Genomic DNA, 22,333 nt, shown 5'->3' on the forward strand with positions numbered 1-22,333 from the left:
TATGATTAAACGTATAGGAACAGAAGGCGGTACAGGCACCGGTGGGCAGCATTTACCTTTTGCACGAGCCATTGAAGCTGGCGGCTGGTTGATGGTGTCTGGGCAAACGCCAATGAAAGACGGTGAAGTGGTTGAAGGTGGCATTATCGATCAGTCTCGTTTAGCTATTCAAAACTGCATCGATATTATGGATGAAGCGGGTTATGGCCTTGAACATGTTGCGCATGTCAAAGTGATTTTAACGGATGCGCGTTACTTTCAATCATTTAATAAGGTGTTCAAAGAGTTTTTTGGTGAGCACCCGCCTGCTCGAATTTGTGCCGTTGCAGACCTTGTTGTTGACTGCAAAGTTGAAGTCGATGTGACGTGTTATAAAGCCCCATAAATTAAAAAAGTTCGACAGCCTAGGCTGTTGAACTCATACATAAAAATAATTATAAGCACCAAAGCCGTGTAATAAGCATAAAGCAATGATAATAATTTGGCTGAGGTGAAGCAGGATGTTGTATGAAGTGGCAATTACTAATGGCCTTTTTAGGCTACCTGATTTTTATGATCTGGTTTGGCTGGTGGGTAAGTCGGAATAGCAAAACCGGTGATGACTTTTTACTAGGCGGACGAAACCTTCCTTTTATTTTAACCTTGGGTACAACCGTTGCGACTATGGTTGGTACGGGCTCCTCAATGGGGGCAGTTGGCTTTGCTTATAACAATGGCTGGGCGGGGATGATTTATGGGCTTGGTGGAGCATGCGGCATATTGCTGCTAGCAAAGCTATTTGCACCTGTCAGAAAGCATGAATTTATGACTATGAGCGAAGAGGTTTCTTTTTATGTAGGGGCTGATCCGCTTGTTAAGAATACTATCGCTATATTCATTTTTGTAGCCAGTATTGGCTGGCTTGGCGCCCATATTCTAGGTGGCGGAATGTATTTGGCTTGGTTAACGGGGTTATCACCACTGAGTGCTAAATTGTTCATTGCTCTTGGTTTTAGTATTTATGTGGTAATAGGTGGCTATGTTGCCGTTGTGTGGACAGACTCTATTCAAGCTCTAGTATTGTTTATTGGGTTTTTCTTGATGGCGGGTGTTGCGCTCTATCAAGCGGATGGTTTGATGGTGATCAACGAAGCACAACCTGTACTGAATCAAAGCTTTTTATCACTCGATAAAATAGGTGTTGTACATGGTATTTCGTTGTTTTTTGCAGTCTTGGTTGGCGTACTTGTTGCACCTTCATTTCGCCAACGAATATATTCTGGCAAGCATGTTAGCAGTATTCGTCAGTCATTTTATTTATCTGGCGCTTTATATCTGCTGTTTGCAATTGTACCTGCCATAATAGGTATGGCTGCATACAAACTCAACCCAACCCTTGAAAACAGTGCCTTTTCATTTCCTTATATGGCCTTTGAGCTTCTTCCTTTTGGCTTGGCGGCGTTGGTAATAATTGCTGGGCTCTCAGCCACTATTTCAAGTGCCAGTTCCGATGCCATTGCGGCGGTAAGCGTATTGATTCGTGATATCTATATGCTGGTATTTAAACGGATGCCACATGCCAGTGAGGTCGTTTTGCTATCACGCATAGGTTTAGTGCTAACAATTGGCACGGCGTTACTTTTGGCGTTACTTACTAACGATGTTATTGGTTACATCACCAATATGATTGCGACATTGATGTCGGGGTTGTGTGTTTGTGTGCTGCTTGGGCATTTTTGGCCCCGATTTAATTGGCAGGGCGCGATGACGGCATTATTAGTGTCATTTATTGTGTCAATGGCGGTAATTTTAACGCCACATTGGCAAGCCTATTGGAGTAACCCCATCATTCCAGCAACCTCTGCATCAATGCTACTTTGTATTATTGTTACCTTACTCACCCCAAAACAACGCTGCAGTAGCGAACAAGCATTAGCAATTTTAAATAAGCAAAGAGAGGCGATGCATCATGATTAATGTGGCCTTCTTTGGCGAAGCAATGCAAGAGCTTGGCGGTGATAACCGCATTCGATTTGGTGGCGATGTTTATAACACTGCGGTGTATTTTAAGCGCTTACAATTAAAAAATACGAAGGTAAATTTTGTAACGGCGCTGGGCAGTGATGAAGTAAGTGACGTTGCACGTTGCCTTTGGCAGGAGCAGGGCTTATCGCTTGACTACTTGCAAATAGCAGCGAATAAAACCCTTGGTAGCTACGGTATAACAACCGATACAAAAGGAGAGCGTTATTTTAGTTACGAACGTGATGACAGCGCTGCCAAGCGGTATTTTTATTTAGATACACAACACAGGTTCGTTAATGCCTTGCGCGAAGGACATATAAGCCATTGTTATTTTTCAGCGATTAGTCTAGCTATTTTAGATACACCTAGCCGACAGTTATTGTTAGATGCATTGCATACCTTTAAAACGGCAGGCGGCAAAGTGATTTTCGATAGTAATTATCGTTCTGTACTTTGGCGATCAGACGATGCTGTGGGTTACTTTAAAAAAGCATTCCAGCTTGCTGATTATTTGTTTGTTACCGATGATGATCATTATGGGGTGTTTGGTGAATGCACAGAGCAGCAGTTAGTCGCGTTTTATCAACAATATTCATCTGACCTTGTTGTAATAAAGCAAGGGCTGGCAGATACACTGGTGCTTGAGCATGGAACATTGCAGCGCTTTCCAGTGACGCCTGTAACACTGGTTATAGATACAACATCAGCTGGAGATGCTTTTAGTGCTGGCTTTTTAGCTGCATTTTTACACACTGGATCCATTACATACGCCGTAGATATTGCTCAGCAATTGGCGAGTCAAGTTATTGTTGCTAAAGGGGCGATAGTCGCAACCAGCATTCAATTAGAGCATAGTGAGGGTTAAACCATGTTATTTATTTTACGCGTTGTATTTTGTAGCCTTTGGGTACTAAGTGTTGCGCATGCTAAATCATTACCTTTAATGCCGATGCCTGCAAGTATCACAGAACATGAAGGCAAGTTTCAATTAGATCAAAAAAACTTAACTGTCTATTTAGCCGAGAAATACCGAGACCCTAGTGAAGGGTTATTTGAGCACTCTGCGTTTTTTCAGCAGTTTGCCAAGGTCAATTGGGCAGAAGAAAATAAAGCACAGCTGGTTATCGACGTTGATAACTGGTTACCCGCAGTCCCTACTTTAGGAGTGGATGAAAGCTACCAGTTGAGTATTAGTTCGCAAGGTATTTTACTCAAGAGCGCGACTCAGTTTGGTATGCTCCGAGGATTTAGTACTTTGTCGCAGTTAGTGTTTTCAACAAAGCAGCCTTACTTACTGAGTGCGATCAAAATTGATGATACGCCAGCATACCCGTGGCGAGGACTACTATTTGATAGCGTTAGACACTTTTTACCAATTGCAGATGTAAAGCGTACCCTTAGAGGGCTTGCTTTAGCAAAAATGAATGTATTTCATTGGCACCTCACAGATGATCAGGGCTGGCGTATAGCGCTTAAAAGTTACCCTAAGTTACATCAACACGCTTCGGATGGGCTTTATTACACACAGCAGCAGATTAAAGACGTGGTTAGCTATGCCGCACAGTTAGGTATTCGAGTGGTGCCGGAGTTTGATGTGCCAGGGCATGCGAGCAGTATTGTGCTTGCTTACCCTGAGCTCGGCAGTGGCACAACTCCTACGTCGATAGAGCGCCACTGGGGGGTATTTAGACCCTTATTAGACCCTAGTAATCCAAAAGTGTATACATTTGTAGAGGACGTGATAAAAGAGCTAACGGAGTTATTTCCCGACGCTTATTTACACATCGGTGGTGACGAAGTGGATGCGCGTGACTGGCAAGAAAATAAAAAAATACAAGCGTTTATGGCTGAGCACGACTTACCAGATAGTCACGCATTACATGCTTATTTTAATCAACGTGTTGCTAAAATCTTAGCTAAATATAATCGCAAAATGATTGGTTGGGATGAAGTACTACATCCAACACTACCTAAGCAAACATTAGTGCAGTCTTGGCGTGGTCATCATTCTCTTGCTGCCATTCAAAAGGCGGGCTTTGATGGTTTATTATCCAGTGGTTTTTACATCGATCAGCCACAATGGACAAATTACCATTATCGTAATCACCCTGAACCTGTAAAGCGTGACCCGTTAACCGCAAGCAACATTTTAAGCCGCGCACAGTTCACTCTAACACGCCTTAAGGGCAGTGCTGTTACCGGCGACATAAGTGTATTTACAACTGCCGATTCAGAGCTTGCCGCTTTAGTTACTATAACAGGCAAAGGGGCGTTTATAACAAAAAATGTGAAACAACGAGCGGCAGGGTTCGAAGTATTAATTGATACATGGATGGGGCCTACGATGCTGGTTGTTGCGACTAACAAAGTGAGTAACTTACCAGCATTTGTTGGCAATACCCCGTATGACTTACAGACTACACCTGATGAGAAACCCAGCATTCAAGTGCTTAATCAAACATTACACGATACATTGCAGGTTAAAAAGTCTGGCGAGGTATTGGGCGGTGAGGCAACAATATGGGCGGAGCTAGTCACGACAGATACCATAGATACACGCCTTTGGCCACGCGTTTATGCTATTGCTGAGCGTTTTTGGTCACCCAAGAGTATGACCGATGAGCGAGATATGTATCGCCGTTTAGCGATTATGGATGAATTTGCTATACAACATGGTAGTAAACATAAGGCGCAATTTATTTCTCGTCTTGAAAACGTGTTAGCTGATAATGCCAATCAGGCTAATATCAATACACTACTAACATTTAGTACGTTTATTGAGCCTGCACATTATTATACTTTGCACCATTTAGCCTATTTGAGAAATGAATATCACCATGATGCGCCACTTGATAAGCTTGTAGATGTACTCCCTGTTGAAAGTTTGCAGCTACGTGCGTTTAATTATCAAGTTGAAGACTTTCGACAGCAATGCGCTACAGAGTTAAAAGAAACGTTGCAGTCACAAGTCAGCCGTTGGAGAGAATTTATAATCGACCAGCAAAAGGTTATTGAATCAATTCCTGAGTGGCAACAGGCTTACAAGCAAATAGAGGTATCTTTTAACACGAGTGATGTTCAACCTATTGCGAATAATAATGGCACTATTGCTCATGTTATCGCCTCATTGAATCATTACAAAGAAGCAAGCAAGCATTGCGAAAGTATGAAAAAGAGTCACTTTTGATATTTATTCCCATGCTTTATTGCTAATCTAAGGGCACAGCTTTTAAATGTTAAGGTGTGTATGTTAGATAAAGTATTGCATGATTTTTTAGTTATTTGGGCCACAATTGACCCAATAGGCACGATGGCACTGTTTGCTGCTCTAACGGCTAAATTACCTGCTAAAAAGCGGCGTAAAACAGCCTTTAAAACGGTGGGGTATGCTGCCATTGTGCTTATAGGAGCCATTGTTATTGGCCAATTACTATTGAGTGCAATGGGCATTAGCTTGTTATCATTTCAGGTTGCAGGTGGCATCATTTTATTTTTATTTGGCCTGCAAATGATATTTGCTGATGATTCTTCACAGGGCGATATTGAACCGCAACATGATATTTCCGTTTTTCCTTTAGCTATTCCTGCAACGGCTTCACCAGGAGCAATATTGGCAGTTATCTTAATAACGGATAACCATATATACACCATAAAAGAGCAAGTTATAACGGCGCTAAATATGTTAGGGGTGTTGTTAATAACGCTTGTATTGTTATTACTCAGTGGTCGCATTTTAAAATTAATAGGCACTGGCGGTGCGTCAATCTTAACACGTATTATGGGGTTGATTTTGGCCGCTTTGTCTGTTGAATTTGTTATGGAAGCATTGGGAGTAGCGAAGTGGATTGCAAGTAATTAAGCCCGCATAGCGGGCTTAATTTGCAAGCTGTAATATTATTCAGATACAGTGAATGAAACTTCTAAATCGTCGCCAGAAGTGACTGTTATAGGTTTAACCTGATAAAGAGTGAAAGCCTCGTCTTGCGCTTCTGCATCATCAATATGTGCTGCACATGTGTATGCTAATTGATAATCACCAGGTTGTACGAATGCAAGCTCAAACTCAAATTGATTGTCATCACTATCGAATACGACATCAGCTGTTGCAAGCGGGGCATCAGCAGGGGTCTCATCTTCATTTTCTTCGTAGTTATCCATTGGTACTTCTACGTCGCTGCTGTATAGGTAAACAGCATGACCAAACGAGCCATCTTCAAGAGCGATATCGATGTTATCTGTTTCGCAGTTAGCGATTAATACGTCGCTTACTGTACCTTCAATATCTTCAGACTCAGCAAGGTTTTCTAGGCGTACACCACGAGGTTTTAAGAAAATCTCGTCACTATTTTGTGGATCAACCAATGACTTTTTAAGATCAAATTCCATTACAAAATCGTTACCAGCTTGGTTAAGTGTAAAACCATCTAGCTGGATTTCGCCTACACCATCGTTGCCTTTGCGCTTTACAACCAGTGGGGCAATGCTGTCATCTTCATATACAACATGTGAAGTCATCGTTAGGTTATTGCTGTCACCATTGATTACATCAGCACGGATCCATTGATAGTCGCCAGCGGGTACTTCTTCATCATCAAGTAGTGAGAAAACATCATCGCCAGTGTAATCGAGTAAGTTAACCATCTCTGGTAGTGTGTCATCACTCTCTTCACGAGTCTCAAATGTAAAATCTTCACCGCCTTGGCTTCTCAGTGTGATTGAATCAAAGACAACGTTAACCGCTTTTAAACCTGTTACAGGCGCATCCGATACACCTAGTGTGAACTGAGCTGTTTGAGGTGTTGGATCTGGCGTGTCGTTATCGTCGTTATCTGAGCCACAACCTACAAGTGCAAATAAAATAGCGCTGCTTAATAAAGTTGTTTTGAAGTTCATGATTGATCCCTTTTGTGTTCTAAATGTTGCATTAAGTGTAATGAATTAAACTTAATGCAACTTGAACTTAAGAAAAATTACTTTTCAGCTGAAAAGTGTGACCTAACCTAAGCCTTATAACGGCTAACGTTCTGCTCCAATTGAGTGGCTGTATCAGTAAGCTCGTGCATATAAGAGGTTGCTACATCAGTATCACTGGCCGTCTTATTTGCAATTTCAACAATAGTTGTCATGTTTTGGTTTATCGCTTCAGAGACCGATGTTTGCTCTTCAGCTGCGGTGGCTATCTGTGCATTTTGCGATGTAATCGTGTTAACCGAGTGCAACACTTCATTTAAAGCTTTTTCTACTTCACTTGCTTCAGAAACACTGGTTGCGCTACCACTCTTTATTGCCTGCATTATACTTGTAACCGTTGTTGTACCTTGCTGAACTTGTTCAATCATGCTTTCAATTTCATGGGTACTGTCTTGGGTGCGTTTTGCAAGCGTGCGAACTTCATCAGCTACTACTGCAAAGCCACGACCAGCTTCGCCTGCGCGTGCTGATTCAATTGCTGCATTGAGTGCTAATAGATTTGTTTGCTCAGCAATATTTCTGATCACATCAAGCACACTGCCTATTTGACTTGATTGTTGATTGAGCTGGTCAACCGCATTCGCCCCTTCGTCGACTTGTTTAGCAAGTCCGTTGATCACTTTTATAGCAATAAGAAGCTGATTATTAGCTTGTTTTACCAAGTGATCAGCATGTTCAGCCGCAGTTGATGCTTCTTGAGCGCTACGTGCAACTTCCATTGACGCTGCCGACATTTCGTTGATAGCGGTTGCAACTTGCTCACTTTCTTCATGTTGACGATTAATACCTGTGTGCATATTAGCAAGTAGCTCATTGAGCTTGAGTGAGGCGTGATTCATCGATTGTGATGATTGGCGAATATCGATGACCATTTTGCCGACATCATCAGCAAAGCGATTGAATGAACTACCAAGCTGGCCAAGCTCATCAGTTCTTTTTTCCATGAGTCGTCGAGTGAGGTCACCATCCCCCTGAGAAATGTCATTCATGGCAAGCACAGTTGTATGTAGCGGACTTGTGATACTGCGAGATACCACAACGGCAATCGCGGCTGTTACAGCAACAGCAAGCACCGAGGCAATAATGGTGTTTACAAATGCATTATCAATCGCGTCATTAACTCTTGTTTCTGTGCTGGCAACTTGTTGCTCAAGGCCGCTTATCCAAAATCCGGTACCTAACACCCAATTCCATTTAGGGATAAGTGCGGCGTAGCCAAGTTTAGGACTAATAACACCTTGGGTATTTTTCCATGCATACTCGACGAAGCCACCCCCGTCTTTCGCTGATGAAATGAGCTCTCGAATTAAATAAACCCCATTGGGATCTTTAAAATCGTAGAGATTTTTACCTTCTAATGATGCATTTACACCATGGGCAACACTGACACCTTGTAGGTCATAAACAAACACATAGCCGGTATCGCCGGCATCATCGAAGCGTAAGTTTCTAAGAATATCTTTAGCCTGAGCTTGTAATTGTTGAGTATTTGTACCGTTATCCTGCGCTACTAAGTGAGAGATAGAGCTCATGGCAATTTTTTGGTAATTACTCACTTCTGCTTTGCGATCATTTTTCATTTGTGAAGCAAAGCTTTCCACTGTTTGAGCACCACTATTCTTTGACTGCACATAGTTATAAATAGTGAGCATAATAGCAATGAGTAAAGGTGGAAGAAGGGCAAGAAGCAGTACCCTTTGCTGAATTGATAGCGCCATTAATTTCTCCTTATAGAATTCTTACTACTAGTGTAGTGGGTTTATAGAATTTTATAAGTCGACTTTATGGCTATATTCACCTGAATTGACTAAATTAAGCGACTTGTTTGTAAAAATACACAGTCGCATCAAATTCGCCTGTTGAACTTTTAGCAAACCCAGGGATTGTGCCTGCTTCTATGTAGCTTAGCTTTCGATAAAGATGTGATGCGGTATCGCCAAGTCGTGTGTCTAGGACAAGCAAAGCTAGACCTAACACCTGTGCATCTGTTTCAAGGCTATTCATAAGTTGTTTTGCAATTCCTTTGCCCTGATAATCACTATGTACCATCAGCTTTTCAACTTCACCTCGATGGCTACCATTCGCCTTTGCACATAAAGAAAGCTGCACAGAGCCGATTACATCTTCACCATCGAAAGCAAGGTATAAACGACGATAAGGAGTGGCTAAATCGGCATCGACTGCTTGCCAGTAGTCATGTGCCGACTGTAATGATAACGGGGCAATAAAGCCGACTGATGCGCCATTGGCGACGCTATCAATCAGCAATGCATTAAGTGATTTAGATACCCCTTTAATAGAGTGTACTGCTTTAATTTTCATTATTTATTCTTGTTGAAATGGATACACAGAGCCTAAGTTAAGCACGCTGGTTAGCTCATCAAGTGCCTGATAGCTTTCGGTTAAAAGCATTGGATCGGCAAAGTCGTCACTACTTAAAGAGTCACGGTAATGCTTATTCGCCCAACTCACTAGTTGGTTATATTTTTCTTCGCTAAATCGTACAGCCGGATTGACCGCTGCCAGCTCATCCGAATTGAGTGCAACACGTAAGCGTAAACAAGCAGGGCCACCGCCATTTTGCATACTTTGGCGTAAGTCAAAAAAGCGTACTTGTTGAACTGGGTTATCTGCAACAATCATTTCTTGAATGTAATCGTGAACGGCTTGATTGCGCTGACACTCTTTAGGTGCAACCAGCATCATACTGTTATCACTTAAGGTAATTAACTGGCTATTAAATAGGTAGCTGCTAACAGCATCTGTAATGCTTACTTTATTGGTCGGCACTTCAATAATATGTAGCGGCTTATTGCCAAGGTAGGCTTGTTTAATCTGTTTTAGCGTATCAGCTTGATGCAAAAACGCTTGTTCATGGCATAAAAGTACATTGCCATTGGCTACCGCAATCACGTCGTTATGAAACACGCCTTGGTCTATGACATCAGGATTTTGTTGAATAAATAACTGATTTTCAGGCTTTAGTTGATGTAAGCGGGCAATGGCTTGCGATGCTTCAAGAGATTGTCTTGCTGGAAATTTTACAGGCTTTGGAAGGGCGCTATTAAAGCTACTTGCCCCATAAACAAAGATCTCAAGCCCTGTATCTGCGTGGCTGTCGCATAATCGATTATGGTTTGCAGCACCTTCATCACCAAAAAAGCCTTGCTCAGGTAAGTGCGTATGATGGCTAAAGTAACGCTCATCGTTAAACATGGCTTTTAACAACGCGGATGTTGTTATTGGCTCTAACGAACGATGAAACTTATTATTTAAGTTTGCAGCCGTAAAGTGCACTTTGCCATCAAGGGTATCAACTGAAGGTGAGATAGTGCCAGCATTGGCTGTCCACATTGCCGATGCACTGTAACAAGCTCGCAGTAAAACAGGGTCGGCTTTAAATGCTTTTTCAATAATTTGGCTATCAGTGCCTGTAAAACCTAAGCGTTTTAGCACGTTAATGTCGGGGCGAGCATGAGGTGCAAAAATACCTTGCTCAAGTCCTAATTCGTGCATCGCCTTCATTTTTTCAAGGCCTTGTAGCACCGCCTCTTTTGGGTTTGAATGCGAAGAGGCGTGACTTAGTGAAGCGACATTGCCATACGATAATCCCGCGTAATTGTGAGTAGGCCCCACTAAGCCATCAAAGTTTACTTCTACTGCGTGCATACTTAATCCATCATTGTTGTGCGTGTATTTTAACCATACAGAAGTTATTTAGCTGAAGCTAGCTAACTCCATTTCTACATTACGTAGGTTTTGCTTAAGACGTTTTTGAGTAGCAATTAAATACGCCTTTTGCTTGTTTAGCTTTGTCTGTTGCTGCCTTAATGCTTTGTAAATAGCTCTTTTAGGGATGTCGTATTGTTCTGCTGCTTCGGTGATTGTAAGTTGATGTACAGAAACCTTTTTTAATGCTTCGATAAATGCGGGATCATTATTTAACATAGCGACGCTCCAAATCAGCAACATTATGCGGATCGTGTGCTTCATGAATATGCCATGTGCTGATATCTAATCGCCAAAGTAGATAAAGAGTGTGAAAAAAGTTAGTCACGTTAGTCTCCTTGTTAGTGCCAGTTCATACTCAATATTGGAAGATCTGTGCCAAACCTTTATTAAATTTAAATGTATTAAAAATCAATCGGTTAATGTTTTACGGCTAGAGCGTCCCTACAAACAGGCACTAAAATAGTGAAAGGTAAGTGCTGTAATGCACTTTAATGATGCGTGCTTGTATTATTGTTTGAGGAAATATGCGATGTGAAATCGCTGCTACATGCTTGCGCCTTGTAGGAATGTCTTTAGTCATGAACTATTAACCACCACACAAAGGTAAAACCCTTGGACGTAGGCGTGAAACTTGTTTCGCGCGCCAAGCAAGCGCGACGCCTACATGCTAGTTACTCAAATCCTTCCAAAACAAGCTTTCCGCGAGCTTTGTGAGACTCTAAAATCCCATGGGCTTTAATAAGGTTTGCTACGTTTATCTTACCTAAATGCTCACCCAATGTTGTTTTGATTGTGCCGTTATCAACTAAGCTAGCAAGCTCTGAAAGAAGCTGGTGCTGAGCAATCATATCATCGGTTTGGAACATTGAGCGGGTATACATAAACTCCCAATGCAACGAAATACTCTTACGCTTTAACTTTAAAATATCAAAGCTTGCAGGGTCGTCGATCAGTGCCAATTTACCTTGTGGCTTGATCACTTCCATAATGCTATCAAGGTGTTGGTCGGTGTGCGTTAAGCTCACTACGTAATCAAATTCATTCAGGTCGGCCGCAAGACGTTGCTCGTTAAGGCTTTTGCTATGATCAAGCACATGATCAACACCTAAATCTTTAAGCCAGTTGGCGCTTTCTTCTCGTGCGGCGGTACCAACTACGGTTAAATTGGTAAGCTGTTTAGCAAGCTGAACTAAAATTGAGCCTACACCACCTGCGGCACCTATCACTAATACAGAGGCTGGCTTATTGTTTTTAGATTTTTCAATCTGTAAACGGTCAAACAATAACTCCCACGCAGTAATACTGGTTAATGGCAAGGCGGCTGCTTCACTATTACTCAGGCTTGTTGGTGCAAGACCGACAATGCGTTCATCAACAAGTTGCAGCTCAGCATTACTGCCCTGGCGCGTTAAGTCGCCAGCATAAAACACACGATCACCTACATTAAATAACGATACGTTGTCGCCAACAGCTTTAACTGTTCCTACAGCGTCCCAGCCAATAACTTTGTAGCCAGTGTCTGGTGACACATTAGCGCGAATTTTAGTATCAACGGGGTTAACTGAAATTGCTTCTACGGCTACAAGAATGTCGTGACCTGTCGCAACGGGATCAGGTAATTCAATCGCTTGTAATGATGAGTCCGACAACGTTGGGGTTGCTGTTGTGTATCCAAATGCTTTCATGATGGTGTCCGTATTGATGAGTTTTAAACACTATAGCGCATCTAGTTTTATTAAAAAGCGGTGTAATCCAAATTCACTTTCAAATAATTTTTGTTAATTAAGATCACTATTTACTAAATCGAGTAACTCAATCAGTTGCAGTGCTTGTTGTTCGTTAATGCTTGGGAAGCGACAACGAATTTGCGACGGTATCTCAGCGGCTTGATCTTGCATCGCCTTGCCTTTGGCTTCGAGCTGCACCAGTCGTTTGCGTTTATCTTGGCTATCTTTAGTGATCGACAACAATGCTTTATCGCTCATTTTTTTCAAAATTTGCGTCATCGCACCACCATCAATGGCGGTTTTTTCAAGTAATTCAGCAATGCTGATCTGATCTTTTTCCCACAGCGCCATCATTACGACGTATTGCGGGTAGGTTAAATCTAATAGGTTGAGAGAATCTCTATACGCACGGGCAATCCCATTCGATGCCATATATAAGCGGTGGCATAGCTGGTTATCTAATTTTAGTTGTGGGTACTTCATACTCGATCCTCAAAATTCAATACGTGTATTTTAATTTGCATACAAAGTATTTGCAATCCCGAAAAAGCTGATCTAATATATTTTGCATGCAAAATATATTTTCACTCAATTAGGAGAGTAATCATGAAAGAACTACAAAGCGTCGCATACACAGCAAAAGCAACAGCAACAGGTGGTCGTGAAGGCACAGCAAAATCAGATGATGGTCGTCTAGATGTGGCACTATCAACACCAAAAGGGCTAGGTGGTGATGATGGTCAAGGTACAAACCCTGAGCAGTTATTTGCAGCAGGTTACGCGGCTTGTTTTATCGGTGCATTAAAGTTAGTGGCTGGCCAAGCAAAAATTAAATTACCAGCTGATACTCACATTAACTCTGAAGTATCAATTGGTCCTATCGAGGGTGGTTTTGGTATCGCTGTTAAGCTTGCGGTATCGGTAGGTGATCTTGATAAAGACACCGCTCTTGCACTGGTTAATAAAGCGCACGAAGTATGCCCATACTCAAACGCAACGCGTGGTAACATTGCTGTCGAATTATCAGTGATCTAATTGCTCTATACCAAAATAGGCCGTGCTTTATGCACGGCTTTTTTGCTTTTCAGCAATCGATTTTGCTAAATCACCTGAACCAGTAAGCGCTGATACTAGGCCTTCGCGTGGTTCACTAAATTGTATTGGCTTAATCATGCTTGCTCTGGCTGCATCGAATACCGGTATTTGGCTCATCGCGTATTCCGACAAGGCGGTAATGGTTAATGATGGGTTTACCCCTAAATTACCCGGTATGATTGAGCCGTCAATAACACGTAGGTTTTGATAGCCGAACACTTCGCCTGAGCTATCAACTACGCCGTTAGAAGCATCAGTCCCCATGGCGACTCCACTCATTATATGCGCCGTCATTGGGGCACCAAAGAGCACTTCAGATAAGGCTGAGCCTGGCACGCCACCGAGTTTCTCGGCGTAGAGTTTGGTTGCTTCTTCTGCTTTTGGAAAACTAACACTAAGCGGCGTGTCATTGTCTTTTTGCACCGCAGTAATGCCGTTTTTAAATAATCGATACCATTTACGTCGCCATTCTAGGTGAATAAACGCCTCGGATTTTTGCATCACCAAAAAGAGAATTGAGCTGCGGGCTTTGCCTTTTGGCCGCAATACTTTGGCTGTTTTTATTGGATGACGCAGTGTATTCACTAAAAACTTAGCAATACGCTTGAGGCCTTTTCCAGTCACCATAGGAACGTAAGGTAAATATAGCCATGTGCCATCGGCGCCTTCTCTAAAGCGGCAAATTTCAATATTGGTGTCTTTGTCGACCGAAATAAATGAGCTGATCGCAACACCATCATCAACTTTTTTAGTGGTGTTGTTCGCGGTGGTGAGGGTTTCTGAATTAGTGCGAATTTGCTGACCAAGCCAAGCTGAAATATTGGACAATGTTTTGTCTTTATCGCGCATTTTTAAAAGCAAAGGCACGGTGCCCATAACCCCTGCGCTTAGCACAACGCCACGTGTTGTTAGCGTATAAACATGGCTATTGCGATGACTGGTATCTTTAATCTTAATTTTGTATCCGGCGCTGCCATCTGCATTAATCGGGGTGATTTTGATTACTTCAGAGCTGGGTCTTATCTCTACGCCATTGCGCTCGGCAAAGTACAGATAGTTTTTCATCAAGGTGTTTTTGGCATTATGGCGACAACCAATCATGCAGCTACCACAGTAATGGCAGGTATTTCGCCTTGGACCATCACCATTAAAGTATGGGTCGGGTAGCTCTTTGTTATAGGCTTCGCCTGGTTTTGCAAAAAGCACCCCGGTGTTCACGGTTTTGAACGAGTCACCTTGACCCATCTGCTCAGCAATGTCTTTTAGTGTGTGATCGGCAACATTGGTATAGGTATTTTTGGCACTGCCTAACATCCTCTGTGCAAGGCCATAGTAGGGCATTAGGCTTTCTTTCCAGTCTGACTTTATGCGTGTCCATGCTGGAGATTGAAACACTTCATCATCAGGAATAAGGTGCACATTGGCATAAATTTGTGAGCCACCGCCAACACCCACACCATGCAGCACAGTGACTTTGCTGGTAAACGAAAATTGAATGCAACCTTTTAGGCCAATTTCTGGCTGCCACATATAGTTTTTGATATCTAGGTTGGTTTTTGGAAACGCTTTATCGTCGCGCCTTAGGCCTTTTTCGAGTACTAAAACCCGATTGCCTTTTTCGCTTAGGCGAAGCGCACTCACAGAGCCACCAAATCCAGAGCCTATTATAATTTGGTCAAAATCAAATGTGTGTTGCTGCATTATTATCACCTAGTGGCGTTTATTATTATGTGCTTATAACTTAGAACGTTTCTGGGTAAAAGATAGAACGTAATTTGAAAAAATTAAATAACCATCTAAATATAGTTAATTAATTGTGCTAAGACGTTTCGGCAGAAACAGAGTAAAGCAATTTTCATGGACTGATGGCTCTTAAATTCATACTTTTTTTCTATTCGTCCCTCTGTTGTCATGCAAATGGTCTAAACTATTAGCAAACCAACAATAAAAATGGGAAAAATCGATGCGGCAGTTAGCATTAGCAAAGAAATTATTATGGCTTACCGTAGGCAGTATTTTCACTACTGTGTTTGTTCTATCGAGTGTTTTATGGTGGCAGTTATCAAGCAGTAACCAACAGTTATCAGCACAATCAGAAAAGCTGATTGTTGCTGAAGTTGAAGACAAACTCGCCTCTAATGCAGCAGCCTATGGTGAGCAAGTTGCTGGGTTTATTAACGAAGCGTATCGTGTGCCGTACTCTTATGCGGCGATGTTGGGTGATGAAAAAGCTGCAAGTACTCTAACGCGTGAAGCTGTTGTGGAGTTAAACCGCTCATTGCTTGAAAAAAACACCTTACTGTCGTCTATTTATACTCAATTTGAGCGTAATGGGTTTGACAACCGCGATGCAAATTTTATCAGCGGTTATGATCACTCAGTTGCAGGGGCGGGGACGCTTGAAATTTATTTTACCCGTAATCGTGATGGTGCTATTGAACAGCAAGTTGTTGAAGATGCAGAAGAAAAATACGTAGATACACTCAATGAATTTGGTCAACGGGAAGCTGAATGGTACCTGTGTGTGAAAGACACGAAAGTCCCTTGCATTATGGAGCCATACCTTTACGAAATTTCGCCTGGGTACTCAGAAATGATGACTTCTCTAACTGTTCCAATTCTTAGAGGTGAAAAGTTTATAGGCGTTGCAGGTGTTGATTTAACCCTTCCTGTTTTCCAAAAAATGACCGAAAAGTTGTCAAAAGAGCTGTATAACGGCAAAGCCCGGGTTACTTTATTAAGCTCGCTTGATTTAGTCGTTGGCAGTAGTCATTACAAAGACAAGCTTGGCAGACCTTTAAAAGAAGCTGTGCCAAAAAATATGCTTGAAAACTACAATAAGTTAAAAAAGCAAAGTGGTATTTTTAAGGTGGGCGCAGAGTATTTGGTTAATTATCCAATCACCATTAAGCTTGCAAACACACAGTGGAATTTATTAATAGAAGTGCCAGCAGAGCTTGCTCTTGAAGGCCCGCAAGCACTTGCTAATACGATGAGTGAAAATGCAAATACGTTAGGCGGTTTAATCCTGGTTACAGGACTAATCATTGCTGGTGCCGCATTTTTGATTATGCTGTTAGTGATAAGAACGATTGTTGCGCCACTGCAACAAATTCAACAACGGGTCGATAATCTTGCCAGTGCTGAAGGTGACTTAACGCAAACTTTGCATGTCGAGACCCACGAGGAGCTTATTGCATTGGCTACAGGTTTTAATGCGTTTCTTACCAAACTACGAACACTGATTAGCGAGCTAAAAAACGTATCAACTCAAACAAAGCAACAGGCAGAGCTTGCAACCAGTGTTGCCGTTGATACCAAACATAATGTTCAAGCTCAGTTCCAAGAAATTGAGAGCGTCGTAACTGCAATGAATGAGATGAGCGCGACTGCACTGGAAGTAGCGAGAGCTTCTGAGCAGTCAGCTCAACAAGCTGATGAAATTAACGGTTTAGTGGTCAGCAGTGAGTCAAGCTTATCGTCTGCGGTAACACAAGTTAAAACAATGTCGAGCGAGATAAAAGAAGCTAATCAAGCCGTTGAAAAAGTAGCGGCGCGAAGTAACGACATTACACAAATTCTAGACGTGATCAGAACAATTGCAGAGCAAACTAACTTGCTTGCGCTTAATGCAGCTATTGAAGCGGCAAGGGCAGGGGAGCAAGGCCGTGGTTTTGCTGTGGTTGCCGATGAAGTGAGGGCGCTTGCATCTAAAACACGAGCTTCAACGGATGATATCAGTGGTCTAATCGACAGCTTGCAGCTTGAAGTGGGCAATGCCTCTAAAGTTATTGAGCAAGGGGTTGTGAGAGCTCAAACTGCGGTGGATGAAACCTCGGTCGCTTTTGATGCGCTGCATGAAGTTGTGGTAAAAGTTGATGAAATTACACAACAAATTACCCATATAGCAACGGCAGCAGAAGAGCAAAGCTCAGTCACAGAAGAAATTAACCGTAACCTTACGTTAATTTCGGATGCTGCATCGCAATTAGCCGAGCTATCAACACAAGCTGGAGATGGTAGTCAAACGCTTAATGCACTCGTTGCACAGCAAGATGATGAATTGAATAAGTTGAAGACGAAATAGCTCTAAGGAGCCAGTTGCGAGATACGAGTTCGAGATAAAGCGCGATGTAAAATCGCTGTTACGAACTCGTACCTCATTTCTAGTAACCCGTTTATAGCATCTCGCAGGAATGACTTTAGTCATGAATGATTAATCACAACGCAAAAGTAAAACCTTGGACGTAGGCGTGAAACTTGTTTCGCGCGACAGGCAAGCGTGATGCTTGTTTTCTCCGACCTAATAACGTCGCTGTTTGCTATTCATACAATTTATTAGACTAATAGATAATGTGCTTTAAAAGTAAACCGTAACTTATTGTTTGTCTGCCTTTTTATAAATTATACATTAAAAAGCTATTTTATTTCATTGGTTTAACTTTTCTTTCTTAATGTTCTACATTTTAAAACTGCCTTTTTACAAATTCATACCCTACCTTTTGCCTAATCGTGTTTTATACCTCACTGCTTTACCCTAAATGCAGAATAAAAACTCACACAATTTTCAAGATTAAGTAGTAGGAGAAGTCATGAATAAGACGCAGCATCAAGCATCAACTGCGCCTGCTGAGCTCGACCAGCAAAGCTACAAAGCACTCCACAAACCTAGCAGCGAATTTTCAAGCCGCGATGAATACCTCGAGAATGAACTGCAAATCATGCAACCTAAGCGTTGGCGACCAAACTTACCCTTTCGGGATTATCGTTTTGAGTTAGAAGATTCAATCCCTGCGATGGCAGGTACTATTGGTAAAGTGGTGATGGTGGGGGCAATTGCTGCCACATTTGCAGCTCCGCTTGGCCTTGGCGAAGCATTTATTTTAGAAAACGTTCGCTACGAGCTATTAATTGTTTCTATATTTATCTTATTGTTTTCAGGATTCTTTTTACCTACAGCAAACTTGGCTGGTACGCATGGGCCGCTGATCCCTTTAATACCTATCGTGGTTGCTGCGGGAGGGCATCCTATGGCGTTTGGATTACTGATCGGGGCATTTGGTTTATTGCTCGCACTCAGTAAAGGAGGCAGTTTACTGGCGGGCTTAACAAGCCGTGGTGTGTGTGGGGGATTACTGCTTTACCTAGGCTTTATCGGTACAATTTCACAGGTTAAAAAGCTGTTTGCATGGGCTGAGGGCATCGATATGACTCACATTGCCTTTATTGTGATTTTATCGACTATTGTTTTGTATGCACTGCTTGAACATTACAAAAAGCGTTGGTTAGCCGTACCGTTAAGTTGTTTGCTGGGTGGTTTAATCGCTTTTTTACTGGGTGCTCCGTTTGAATTTAAAACAGCCCCAGGGTTGCCTAATATGAACCCGATGTATTGGTGGGGTGAAAATACCGGTTGGATGCTAGGTTTACCAACACTTGAGAGCTTTGTAGTGGTATTGCCATTCGCGGTGCTGGCGGTTGCGATGTGGTCACCTGACTTTTTGGGGCATCAGGTGTTTCAAAAAATCAGTTACCCTGAGCGCACCGAAAAGGTACAAATGAATATAGACGATACAATGTTTAGCGCCTCAATTCGTCAAACCTTTGGTTCGTTGTTAGGAGGTTCAAACTTTACCTCGTCATGGGGAACTTACATTGTGCCAGCAGCCATCGCGAAGCGACCGATACCTGCTGGTGCGGTGTTGACGGCTTTATTTTGCATCATCGCAGGTATTTGGGGATACCCAATGGATTTAGCAATTTGGCAACCGGTATTATGTGTTGCACTTATTGTCGGAGTATTTATTCCATTACTTGAAGCTGGTATGGAAATGACGCGAGAAGGCAAAACCACCCAGTCAGCAGCAATTGTGGTGTTTTCTTCTGCTTTAGTGAACCCTGCGTTTGGTTGGTCACTGACTATGTTATTGGATAACTTGGGTTTGATTGGCTGTAAAGAACGTAGCTCTGAGTTGACTCCAATGAGTCGTTGGATTATTCCACTGGTAATGTTCGTCATTTTAACTGGTGTGATGGCTATTGTGGGTATGCTGCCAGGTATTCCAGCGTTAATGGCTGATTTTAGACATTAATTTTAAGGGCAAGGCGAGTGTCTTGCCCTAACTTGCTTAGTTAAAAATCTTTAATTAATTTAAACATCATGTTCACTAATTCATTGCTTATCGTGTGTGAGTGAGGCCTGTGCATGTAGCTTCTAAGGCCTGTAAATTGGATTTGGAACAAGCGCGCATATTCTAGCGGTGCATGGTTTGTTGCTAGTTCGTTTTGTTTTTGCGCAGTGTCAAAAATATGTGTTAAGTAACATTCAAACTGTTGCAGTAGATCATTCGTTAAGTTTTTAAGTAGTGGTTGTGAGTGGTCAAATTCAGCATTTGCTTTAATTAGCATACATATTTCACAACCGGGTTCTGAATCATTCAATACAGCCTGAACAAAAGAGTGCAACCCTTCAAGTATGCTATCACTACTTGATAAGTGCTTGGCAAGTAATGTTTTAAGTTGTTCAGCGTAGTCCTTAAGTGCTTCACTATATAAGCCTTCTTTTGAGCCAAAGGCAGCATAAATACTCCCTGGGCGCATATCAACAGTGGTTTGTAAATCCCGCGTTGAGGTGGCCGAAAAGCCTTTTTGCCAAAATAGAATCCCCGCCTTATTTATTACCTTTTCTCGGTCGAACTTAACTTTATTTACCATCTTTTACACCAATTTGAGCACTTGTTCAATTTTAACTTGAGCGAGTGCTCAAAAACAACTAGGCTATGCACTCATAATTTAAAAAAGACTAAGGAGAACACATGTCAAACTTTACGTTACATACTAAAGATACCGCTCCAGATGAGGCTAAGTCACTTCTAGATAATTCAGTTTCTGCGTTTGGGATGATCCCTAACTTGCATGCTGTAATGGCTGAAGCACCAACATTACTTGAGGGATATCAAGTGTTGCATGAGCTATTCCAAAAAACATCATTCACCGCTGAGGAGCTAACGGTTGTATGGCAAACGATTAATGTAGAACATGATTGTCATTATTGTGTGCCAGCACATAGTGCAATAGCGGCAAGTATGAAAGTTGATCAAGCAATTGTGGATGCACTTGTTAATAAAACCCCTTTGGCGAGTGCTAAGCTCGAGATCCTTCGTGGTACTACATTAGCGATGACGCGAAATCGAGGAGTTATTGATAAAGAGCAACTAGACGCTTTTTTTGATGCGGGTTATTCGAATCAGCAGTTATTAGAAATTGTATTAGGCTTATCGCAAAAAGTGATGAGTAACTATACCAACCATCTTGCTAACACTGAGATTGATGAACCTTTTAAAAAGTTTGCAAAATAGCGTTTACTGAGCACGGCTTAGGTTTACTCGCTTAGACCGTGCTCAAACTGAGTGATTATTTAAACTTCACCTCTTTATTACTTCGGGTATAGATGCGCTTTTCAGGTTTTGTCCATTGACCTTTCTTTAAGTATGACGTTGAAACAATAAAGCTGTTATCTTTATACTCACTCGTCGATTTTACTTTCGTGATACCTTCTTGACTGCCAGTCACATTTTCGTAAGCAACAAATTGAGTAGGACTGAGGACGTTCATCGTTCCTTTTGTGTAAAACCCTGCGGTCGTGAAATAATAAAATACCAGAGACTGCTTGTTATTATCCCAGAAAATCATCGACTCGCCGCCATATTCACCTTCATTTATTGAATGAATGGTTTTTATTGCCATACCGTTGAGTGCGCGTTGCCATGTACTTACATCCTGTACAGCTGGCTTACCTTGTGCAACATCAAAGTCAGCTTGCCATGTGCCTAAATAAGGTTTAAAAACTTGCAAATGTTCTGATAGCTGCGGCTCTGCCGAAAATACCGAAAAAGTACACAAGCACATTGATAGTAAAAGCGATTTTAGATGTGCCATAATAATGCCTCGTTTAGTTATAATTTTGTCTAGTATAGGTGATAATTCTTTGATTAAGAAAGCACTAACGTTTTTTGCCGTTTGTTTTTTACTATTTTTATGGGTTGTATCTTGGCAGCTAAATCTATCTTACTTGATTGCTGGTATTTACTCGGGAGTAAGTCTGATAACCTTTTTGGTGTATGGCTGGGATAAACGTTTAGCAGTTGAACACGGTGAGAATGTGATTAGAGTCCCTGAGCGTACCTTGCATATTTTAGGTGTTTTCGGTGGTTGGCCAGGCTCATTACTTGCTCAGCAATGGTTAAGGCATAAATCTAAAAAGCGCCGTTTTATCTTTGTGCTTTGGCTCACAATTATTGCAAATGGATGTGCTTTATCATTGTTGTATTATTTGCAATATATGTAGTAGGGCATAAAAAAGGAAAGCTGAGCTTTCCTTTATGGTTGTTAAAAAGTAACGATACGTTATTGTGCTGATTCAGTTGCTGGGACGCTATCAAGCTCAACAGTTAATACAGTCTTCTTATTTACTTCGACCCATTTACGATAAGTTAAGTAGCCAGGTTTGCTTACCTCAATATCGTATTTACCTTCATCAAGCTCAATACCGTCTTGGTAAACAGGCTTAATATTCATAATACGCACACGCGCATCGTCAGGTGTTGTGATAACAGTTAAAGAGGTTGCTGTCTCTTCTGCTACAATGGCTGTCGCCACTGGCTCTACTACAGGCTCGGGTTCAGGAGCAACTTCGGTAGAGGTTGTCGAACAACCTGTTAAAAATAACATGACACATAACGTACTTAACTTTTTCATAACTACTCCATATTCTGTTGTATTGACGTTGACTGCATAGACTAAAA

The 22,333-nt window shown here is 41.8% G+C and carries 21 protein-coding genes; 10 read left to right on the forward strand and 11 right to left on the reverse strand.

Features of this window, described 5'->3' with window-relative positions; genetic code table 11:
* The first annotated feature begins 1 nt into the window (after position 1).
* The 5 genes from LY624_RS20525 (at position 2) to LY624_RS20545 (ending at position 5,863) form a co-directional block, all read left to right on the forward strand.
* A complete protein-coding gene (locus LY624_RS20525; RefSeq protein WP_062567687.1) occupies positions 2–385 on the forward strand; it encodes a RidA family protein in 384 nt (127 codons plus the stop codon).
* A 122-nt stretch (positions 386–507) separates the two neighbouring features.
* On the forward strand, positions 508–1,956 hold the full coding sequence (locus tag LY624_RS20530; RefSeq protein ID WP_341804538.1) for a sodium:solute symporter family protein: 1,449 nt from the start codon (positions 508–510) through the stop codon (positions 1,954–1,956).
* Positions 1,949–2,869, forward strand: coding sequence for a sugar kinase (locus tag LY624_RS20535; RefSeq protein WP_341804539.1), 921 nt, complete (start codon positions 1,949–1,951; stop codon positions 2,867–2,869). The genes LY624_RS20530 and LY624_RS20535 overlap by 8 nt, the downstream gene beginning before the upstream one ends.
* 3 nt (positions 2,870–2,872) lie before the next feature.
* Positions 2,873–5,191 (forward strand): family 20 glycosylhydrolase, encoded by a 2,319-nt coding sequence (locus tag LY624_RS20540; protein ID WP_341804540.1) that lies wholly within the window; start codon positions 2,873–2,875, stop codon positions 5,189–5,191.
* Positions 5,192–5,251: 60 nt separating this feature from the next.
* Positions 5,252–5,863, forward strand: a complete 612-nt coding sequence (locus LY624_RS20545) for a MarC family protein (RefSeq protein WP_062567683.1) — start codon at positions 5,252–5,254, stop codon at positions 5,861–5,863.
* 35 nt (positions 5,864–5,898) lie between these two features.
* Here LY624_RS20545 and LY624_RS20550 read toward each other — a convergent pair whose 3' ends face one another.
* The 7 genes from LY624_RS20550 to LY624_RS20580 all read right to left on the reverse strand — a co-directional run bounded on the left by LY624_RS20550 (position 5,899) and on the right by LY624_RS20580 (position 12,917).
* Entirely contained in the window at positions 5,899–6,897 is a 999-nt protein-coding gene (locus LY624_RS20550; protein WP_341804541.1) for a DUF4382 domain-containing protein, read from the reverse strand.
* A gap of 107 nt (positions 6,898–7,004) precedes the next feature.
* On the reverse strand, positions 7,005–8,693 hold the full coding sequence (locus tag LY624_RS20555) for a methyl-accepting chemotaxis protein (RefSeq protein ID WP_341804542.1): 1,689 nt from the start codon (positions 8,691–8,693) through the stop codon (positions 7,005–7,007).
* Positions 8,694–8,787: 94 nt separating this feature from the next.
* Positions 8,788–9,297 (reverse strand): GNAT family N-acetyltransferase, encoded by a 510-nt coding sequence (locus LY624_RS20560; protein WP_341804543.1) that lies wholly within the window; start codon positions 9,295–9,297, stop codon positions 8,788–8,790.
* Positions 9,298–9,300: 3 nt separating this feature from the next.
* Complete coding sequence (astB, locus tag LY624_RS20565) at positions 9,301–10,644, reverse strand: N-succinylarginine dihydrolase (protein ID WP_341804544.1); 1,344 nt, start codon at positions 10,642–10,644, stop codon at positions 9,301–9,303.
* A gap of 48 nt (positions 10,645–10,692) precedes the next feature.
* Positions 10,693–10,923 carry a helix-turn-helix domain-containing protein gene (locus tag LY624_RS20570; RefSeq protein ID WP_165381505.1) on the reverse strand — a complete coding sequence of 77 codons (231 nt, stop codon included), beginning with the start codon at positions 10,921–10,923 and terminating at the stop codon, positions 10,693–10,695.
* A gap of 455 nt (positions 10,924–11,378) precedes the next feature.
* Positions 11,379–12,392, reverse strand: a complete 1,014-nt coding sequence (locus LY624_RS20575; RefSeq protein ID WP_341804545.1) for a zinc-binding alcohol dehydrogenase family protein — start codon at positions 12,390–12,392, stop codon at positions 11,379–11,381.
* 93 nt (positions 12,393–12,485) lie between these two features.
* On the reverse strand, positions 12,486–12,917 hold the full coding sequence (locus LY624_RS20580) for a MarR family winged helix-turn-helix transcriptional regulator (RefSeq protein ID WP_237119177.1): 432 nt from the start codon (positions 12,915–12,917) through the stop codon (positions 12,486–12,488).
* Positions 12,918–13,040: 123 nt separating this feature from the next.
* Between LY624_RS20580 and LY624_RS20585 the strand changes: the two genes are divergently transcribed.
* Complete coding sequence (locus LY624_RS20585; RefSeq protein ID WP_054553604.1) at positions 13,041–13,469, forward strand: organic hydroperoxide resistance protein; 429 nt, start codon at positions 13,041–13,043, stop codon at positions 13,467–13,469.
* A gap of 27 nt (positions 13,470–13,496) precedes the next feature.
* On the opposite strand, the gene LY624_RS20590 is transcribed toward LY624_RS20585, so the two are convergent.
* Positions 13,497–15,230: a GMC family oxidoreductase gene (locus tag LY624_RS20590; protein WP_341804546.1), complete on the reverse strand. Its 1,734-nt coding sequence runs from the start codon at positions 15,228–15,230 to the stop codon at positions 13,497–13,499.
* Between the two features lie 262 nt (positions 15,231–15,492).
* Here LY624_RS20590 and LY624_RS20595 point away from each other — a divergent pair, with 262 nt between their 5' ends.
* Both LY624_RS20595 and LY624_RS20600 read left to right on the forward strand, forming a co-directional pair.
* Positions 15,493–17,616 carry a methyl-accepting chemotaxis protein gene (locus LY624_RS20595; RefSeq protein ID WP_341804547.1) on the forward strand — a complete coding sequence of 708 codons (2,124 nt, stop codon included), beginning with the start codon at positions 15,493–15,495 and terminating at the stop codon, positions 17,614–17,616.
* Positions 17,617–18,121: 505 nt separating this feature from the next.
* Positions 18,122–19,621 (forward strand): DUF3360 family protein, encoded by a 1,500-nt coding sequence (locus LY624_RS20600; RefSeq protein WP_130151820.1) that lies wholly within the window; start codon positions 18,122–18,124, stop codon positions 19,619–19,621.
* Between the two features lie 40 nt (positions 19,622–19,661).
* Here the strand turns inward: LY624_RS20600 and LY624_RS20605 are convergent, their stop codons facing one another.
* Complete coding sequence (locus LY624_RS20605; RefSeq protein ID WP_130151819.1) at positions 19,662–20,243, reverse strand: TetR/AcrR family transcriptional regulator; 582 nt, start codon at positions 20,241–20,243, stop codon at positions 19,662–19,664.
* Positions 20,244–20,344: 101 nt separating this feature from the next.
* On the opposite strand from LY624_RS20605, the gene LY624_RS20610 reads away from it, so the two are divergent.
* The gene (locus LY624_RS20610) at positions 20,345–20,887 is read left to right on the forward strand and encodes a carboxymuconolactone decarboxylase family protein (protein WP_130151818.1); all 543 of its coding nucleotides are present in this window, start codon (positions 20,345–20,347) and stop codon (positions 20,885–20,887) included.
* A 55-nt stretch (positions 20,888–20,942) separates the two neighbouring features.
* Here LY624_RS20610 and LY624_RS20615 read toward each other — a convergent pair whose 3' ends face one another.
* Positions 20,943–21,467: a hypothetical protein gene (locus LY624_RS20615; RefSeq protein WP_130151817.1), complete on the reverse strand. Its 525-nt coding sequence runs from the start codon at positions 21,465–21,467 to the stop codon at positions 20,943–20,945.
* A gap of 49 nt (positions 21,468–21,516) precedes the next feature.
* On the opposite strand from LY624_RS20615, the gene LY624_RS20620 reads away from it, so the two are divergent.
* Positions 21,517–21,876, forward strand: a complete 360-nt coding sequence (locus LY624_RS20620; protein ID WP_341804548.1) for a DUF1294 domain-containing protein — start codon at positions 21,517–21,519, stop codon at positions 21,874–21,876.
* Positions 21,877–21,935: 59 nt separating this feature from the next.
* Here LY624_RS20620 and LY624_RS20625 read toward each other — a convergent pair whose 3' ends face one another.
* Entirely contained in the window at positions 21,936–22,286 is a 351-nt protein-coding gene (locus LY624_RS20625; RefSeq protein WP_341804549.1) for a PEGA domain-containing protein, read from the reverse strand.
* Positions 22,287–22,333: the final 47 nt, after the last annotated feature.

This window comes from Pseudoalteromonas sp. N1230-9, assembly GCF_032716425.1.
GTDB lineage: Bacteria > Pseudomonadota > Gammaproteobacteria > Enterobacterales > Alteromonadaceae > Pseudoalteromonas.

What these genes read in the sequence shown, in the direction of transcription:
- LY624_RS20525 (WP_062567687.1), top strand. Translation starts at nt 2, where the DNA reads ATGATTAAACGTATAGGAACAGAAGGCGGTACAGGCACCGGTGGGCAG.
- LY624_RS20550 (WP_341804541.1), bottom strand. Translation starts at nt 6,897, where the DNA reads ATGAACTTCAAAACAACTTTATTAAGCAGCGCTATTTTATTTGCACTT.
- LY624_RS20575 (WP_341804545.1), bottom strand. Translation starts at nt 12,392, where the DNA reads ATGAAAGCATTTGGATACACAACAGCAACCCCAACGTTGTCGGACTCA.
- LY624_RS20580 (WP_237119177.1), bottom strand. Translation starts at nt 12,917, where the DNA reads ATGAAGTACCCACAACTAAAATTAGATAACCAGCTATGCCACCGCTTA.
- LY624_RS20615 (WP_130151817.1), bottom strand. Translation starts at nt 21,467, where the DNA reads ATGGCACATCTAAAATCGCTTTTACTATCAATGTGCTTGTGTACTTTT.
- LY624_RS20605 (WP_130151819.1), bottom strand. Translation starts at nt 20,243, where the DNA reads ATGGTAAATAAAGTTAAGTTCGACCGAGAAAAGGTAATAAATAAGGCG.
- LY624_RS20595 (WP_341804547.1), top strand. Translation starts at nt 15,493, where the DNA reads ATGCGGCAGTTAGCATTAGCAAAGAAATTATTATGGCTTACCGTAGGC.
- LY624_RS20625 (WP_341804549.1), bottom strand. Translation starts at nt 22,286, where the DNA reads ATGAAAAAGTTAAGTACGTTATGTGTCATGTTATTTTTAACAGGTTGT.
- LY624_RS20590 (WP_341804546.1), bottom strand. Translation starts at nt 15,230, where the DNA reads ATGCAGCAACACACATTTGATTTTGACCAAATTATAATAGGCTCTGGA.
- LY624_RS20570 (WP_165381505.1), bottom strand. Translation starts at nt 10,923, where the DNA reads ATGTTAAATAATGATCCCGCATTTATCGAAGCATTAAAAAAGGTTTCT.
- LY624_RS20585 (WP_054553604.1), top strand. Translation starts at nt 13,041, where the DNA reads ATGAAAGAACTACAAAGCGTCGCATACACAGCAAAAGCAACAGCAACA.
- LY624_RS20600 (WP_130151820.1), top strand. Translation starts at nt 18,122, where the DNA reads ATGAATAAGACGCAGCATCAAGCATCAACTGCGCCTGCTGAGCTCGAC.
- LY624_RS20535 (WP_341804539.1), top strand. Translation starts at nt 1,949, where the DNA reads ATGATTAATGTGGCCTTCTTTGGCGAAGCAATGCAAGAGCTTGGCGGT.
- LY624_RS20610 (WP_130151818.1), top strand. Translation starts at nt 20,345, where the DNA reads ATGTCAAACTTTACGTTACATACTAAAGATACCGCTCCAGATGAGGCT.
- LY624_RS20560 (WP_341804543.1), bottom strand. Translation starts at nt 9,297, where the DNA reads ATGAAAATTAAAGCAGTACACTCTATTAAAGGGGTATCTAAATCACTT.
- LY624_RS20545 (WP_062567683.1), top strand. Translation starts at nt 5,252, where the DNA reads ATGTTAGATAAAGTATTGCATGATTTTTTAGTTATTTGGGCCACAATT.
- LY624_RS20555 (WP_341804542.1), bottom strand. Translation starts at nt 8,693, where the DNA reads ATGGCGCTATCAATTCAGCAAAGGGTACTGCTTCTTGCCCTTCTTCCA.
- LY624_RS20540 (WP_341804540.1), top strand. Translation starts at nt 2,873, where the DNA reads ATGTTATTTATTTTACGCGTTGTATTTTGTAGCCTTTGGGTACTAAGT.
- LY624_RS20530 (WP_341804538.1), top strand. Translation starts at nt 508, where the DNA reads ATGAAGTGGCAATTACTAATGGCCTTTTTAGGCTACCTGATTTTTATG.
- astB (WP_341804544.1), bottom strand. Translation starts at nt 10,644, where the DNA reads ATGCACGCAGTAGAAGTAAACTTTGATGGCTTAGTGGGGCCTACTCAC.